The sequence below is a fragment of the Coleofasciculus sp. FACHB-712 genome, from assembly GCF_014695635.1.
GTDB lineage: Bacteria > Cyanobacteriota > Cyanobacteriia > Cyanobacteriales > FACHB-T130 > FACHB-T130.
Genome location: NZ_JACJOQ010000681.1, coordinates 1 through 4687 on the forward strand (window position 1 = coordinate 1; position 4687 = coordinate 4687).

Annotated in this window: 3 protein-coding genes; 1 reads left to right on the forward strand and 2 read right to left on the reverse strand. The window is 44.4% G+C overall.

Going from position 1 to position 4687, the window contains the following annotated elements; all coding sequences use genetic code 11:
- A partial coding sequence (locus H6F50_RS25425; protein ID WP_190430844.1) for a PhoX family phosphatase occupies positions 1 to 2324 on the reverse strand: 2324 nt, incomplete at its 3' end.
- Positions 2325 to 2879: 555 nt separating this feature from the next.
- On the opposite strand from H6F50_RS25425, the gene H6F50_RS25430 reads away from it, so the two are divergent.
- Positions 2880 to 3719, forward strand: coding sequence for a hypothetical protein (locus tag H6F50_RS25430; RefSeq protein ID WP_190430845.1), 840 nt, complete (start codon positions 2880 to 2882; stop codon positions 3717 to 3719).
- Between the two features lie 363 nt (positions 3720 to 4082).
- Here H6F50_RS25430 and H6F50_RS25435 read toward each other — a convergent pair whose 3' ends face one another.
- The gene (locus H6F50_RS25435; protein ID WP_190430846.1) at positions 4083 to 4559 is read right to left on the reverse strand and encodes a hypothetical protein; all 477 of its coding nucleotides are present in this window, start codon (positions 4557 to 4559) and stop codon (positions 4083 to 4085) included.
- Positions 4560 to 4687 lie beyond the last annotated feature (128 nt).

Consider the following 4687-nt stretch of genomic DNA (forward strand, 5'->3'; position numbering starts at 1 on the left):
CCCTCAATATTGCTAGGCCAATTACTACCACGCGGAACCGTGCGTTGTTGGTTAAAGAGAGTGCCATTTAAGTCCAGCATCTCAATCGTTCGGCTCAGAGTTTGCTGAGGATTGAACGGGCAATCTTCACCAGGGTGCTGCACCGAAATAATCAGCGTATCCCCGATAAAAGTCGGCCCCGTCAACTCACAGCGCGGCGGACCGTAGGCAAAGGGGACGATTTCTCCAGCATCCGGGCCAGTGGTGGGAATGAAAAAGAGCCAGTTATTGCCAAAAACCCCAATCAGGTTAGAAGTTTGAACATTGAGATTAGAATCATCCACACTAGGAGAGTTAGAACCCACGACCCTGTGGTCTATCGCTAATGGCGTTGCGGCAGCACCAACATCAAAACCATTGTGAGCGCTAGTAGACATATCTGTAACACCCCAAATATTTCCTTGGGGGTCAAATGCCAAATTATCCACATTGGCAAAACCCGAACCCGGTTCTGCTCCCGCTTCCCCACCTTTAGCAAATCGCTGCCAGCGGAAAGTTGTACCCGTAGCATCTGAGCTGTTTTCCATAATCTTGAACAGCTCGCCCGAAGGTTGTCCGGCGTTGACAGCAGGGCTGTACTTAGAAACCACAAAGATTCGAGAATCGGGGTAGCCATCGCTTCCGGCTGCACCATCCGTGTAGGCAATAAATACATCCTTGGTGCGAGGATGAACTTCGATATCTTCGGGACGTGCGGTGGGAGTTCCGCCAAGGAGGTTGGCAGCTAAGAAGGCATCCACGAGGACAGCCCCTTGGCTGGTATAGAAGTTGGACAGCTTCTTACCTTGATAACCTGCCAGGGCTGTGGCTTCATTGGTGGTATCTAGGTTGAATGCACCGCCATCTGTAGTTTGACCTGCAATACCGTTCCGTCTGGGTAGTTTAATCAAACCATTCCGGCTCGCTTTGCCCAAAGCGGCAATTTCTTGAGAACCGAGGACGGAGGGCGGAATCGGATTGGTAGCAGCATTCAAATCCAGGGGAATCCACGTTCCTGTCCCGTCAGGATTGTAACGGGCGACGTACAGCGTCCCCTCCTCAAATAAAGCGCTGTTGTTCTTGCTATTCGGGGCAGAAACAGTGCCTTTGCTAACAAATTTCCAGGTGTGTCCGCCGCGCCGGTCATCACCCATGTAGGCAACTAATTTTTTCCCAGCTTCCGCCCGCATGGCGATGTTTTCATGGCGATAACGACCTAATGCAGTGTGCTTGCGCGGGCGGAAATTTGGGTTACTCGGATCGATTTCCACCATCCAGCCGTATTTCTCGCCAACCAAGCCAAATTTTTCCCCACTGGTACCGGCGGTGTAGCTAGTCTGAGTACCATCAGATTTTACAGATTCTGTGACTCCTACAAAAAAGGCTGTGCTTGCCTGAAAGTTTTCTTCCGCTGAGAGGATGGTTCCCCAGGGAGTAGTGCCGCCAGAGCAGTTGTAGGCAGTGCCAATGATTTTGTTACCCAGCCCATCTACGCTGAGAGGAAATACTTGAGTGGCAGCGGGTCCCGTACTCAACAGGTAGTTTTGATCGCCTTTCTGGTAGCTCTTGGAACCCCAAGAAGTAATAGTTTTATACTGATCGGAACGCTGGCTGTTAATCCCTAAACCGGAAAGACCATGAAGGCGTCGATTGTTGGGATCTTTAACAATCGAATAGCGTCCGGCGCGATTTTGGCGTGCCATCCGCAGAACCGAACCGCCCATGTTGTACATGATTTCGCCCAACAGGAAAAGATCGGTTTTGTCACCCGGTAAACTCTGCCCAACGACTAAGGGATAAGACTCAGGTAATCCTGCTAAATCCTCTGGGACTTCAGGGAGTGTAAAAGTAAACGGGTAGGAGACATACTCGTGATTTACCCAAAGGTAGCCGTCGTTGGGATTTCTGCCATCCAGGGGAACAAAGCCGGTGTAGTCGTTGTTGTAGCCAAAGTATTCTTCTGGGTTGGGATAAACGCGATCGCCCCAACGTACAATCACATAACGTTCGTACTCTGGGGGCACCACTACATCATCAACGATGTTGTAGGTGCTTAACCGAGTATCGGTAGAAGCATTAATTACGCTTCCTTGATAATTAATGGCTGTGGCGTAAAAACTTTTTTGCTCTTGATAAATCGGTAAAGGATGCGGCAATCGCACTGGGGTAAATTTCAGTGGTAGAACCGCTTGGGCAACGTTAGGATTGCTGCCAAAATGCTGTCTCCCCAAAGTAGGAGCTAGTACAGCAGTACCGGCACTCGCCCCAAAAAAAATTAGTAGCTGCCTCCGACTGAACTTAGACATTAAATTCCTCTCTTTTTGCGATCGCAATAATCAAAAATTTTGAGTCATTATTTGACAGGAATTTAGCCGAGCTAACCTCTATAAAGCTTAAACAGTCAACCAAAAATGCTGCGACAGCTAAGCCACAGCATTCATGTCAACGGCTAGTCAACGCAGCATTACCTCAAGCCATCGGCATAAGTATCTATACCTGTAGCATCCTGCCTGCTTTTTGTTCTTTTTAGTCGAATGGGCGGCTCCCTCATACTCGACTTCCACCGCCAAATCTGAGTGTTTCTACGCACCCTCTGGAATACTACTGACGTAGAATTAAGCTTCTTTAATCTCTGGGTTAATAAAAGATTAATAAAATATAAATTTATCAAGAAGTTGTCAATAAGATTGTTAAGCCAAATTTTAGCAGGTCTTATTCCTCTATTAATGTTCGCTTAACCAAAAATGCTTTTAATAGAGATATCAATGAAAATACTTAAAAAGCTAAACTAAGCCTGCTTTTAAAAATTAGCAGAACTTTAAAAATGACCTTTTTGGCAAAAAAAATTAGGAGTTAACTTAATGATAAAAACAATTAGTCTTGCAGCACTGGCTATCAGTGTAAGTGTAGTTTTTCCATCTACAGTAAAGGCTGCTGTTCTGAATAAAGGATTTGAACAAGGGTTTCAGAGTTGGAAAGCCCTAGGCGATTATCGAATAGAAACTTCAGATTTTGGAATTAAGCCATTCCAAGGAAAAAACCAGGCTTTTCTCTCAACTGCATACCAAGAAACTTTTAGTCTCGACAATAATTCTAATCCGATTATTGGCGGTAATGCTGCTCCCGTCACTTTCATTTCTGGCTTTGCTGAAGAAGAAACTTTAGAAGGATTCTTGGGTTTCTCAACTTTCTTGGGCGATCAATCTTTATACGCTATAGCTACCGCAGAGCCGATTGAGGGATCTGCCATTAAGCAAACTTTTAAAGGCAGTGCTGGGCAAAAGTTATCTTTTTCTTGGAACTTCCTCACGAATGAGGCTGTTGAGCAATCTGCGGTTGATGACTTTACCTATCCTGATTTTAATGACTTTGCTTTTGTAAGTCTTCAGTCAGATTCTGGTACTCAATTCTTTAATTTAGCGGATACGATTTCAAAATTCAGTAACTCTTCAAGTGTCTTTAATAAAGAAACTGGATGGCAAGCTTTTTCTTATATTCTTCCAGCCTCAGGGGAATATACTTTAGGGATTGGGGTTGTGGATGTTGGGGATGGAACACGGATTTCTGCCTTAGTGGTTGATGAGGCAGAGGCAGCAGTTGTTCCTGAAAATACTCCTACATTGGGTATACTTCTTTTTGGAACTTTAGCAGCAGTAACCAGGTTAAAGGGTAGAAAGAAAAATTCAGGTTTGTTGTTTTAAAAAGATTATTTTAGCGTTTTTTATACTTAGAGACGCAATGAATAATTTTCGGTTATTTCTGTAATTCTTAGATTCTCTCCAAGGCTCATTAAGTGGGAGCAAAGAAGCAGCTTAGAGAATGTCTGAAAAGTCTGAATCGAGACGCTGAAACGGTAGATATCCCCCCTAAATCCCCCTTCAAAAGGGGGGCTTTGAAAAAATTCTCCCGCTTAAAAAGGGAGGCTAAGGGGATCGAAGCAACTTCTTACGTTTTCTTGCACTTTGGGAAGAGCAAGATTGAGAGATGCTGAAGTTTTGTCTTCAAATTTTAACTGAAATGTACTAGATGCGCGAATAATTGCGCCGTGTATATTTACCTGTAGATTAATCATCCCGAAAACCCGGATCGTCTTCGCGGCTGAAGGTGGATGTCGGTGGAATCGGAGGTGACGAGGAATTAGATGAATTATTATAAAAGCCTAGTAGCAATCCAGAATTATCAAAATATCGAATCCAACGATCAATTTTAGGTTCTGTCTGCCAATCAGAACGATACACTTTTGAAAATAGAAGCGGGGCTACTTGTCCTTTGACATCACCGAAAATTCTGATATAAATTTGTGTAACCTCCGGATTTTGTGCGAATCCCTGCTCAACAGAATTGCTAGCAATCGATTCTGCTTGCTCAAGCACGTCTTCAAAACTTTGATTGGTGTTCGGGCTAAAAATTAGATCGATTTGTTGGCGTTCCGGTTGTTGAGTTTTAAACTCCTGAATTTGAGAGAAAACAGGGGGAACGATCGCGCTCAATCCTGTAAAAATTAAAAATGTGGCTGAAACGATGCCGCGATGGATACCCATTGCTGTTACTCGTTAAAATTTTATCGCTTTATTCCTTCTACTGAAAGTCCCTTTTGACACAGCTTATCTTTGCGATCGCACTTCAGCATTAACAGACTAACACTCGTAGAATTAATCAGCCACTAAGC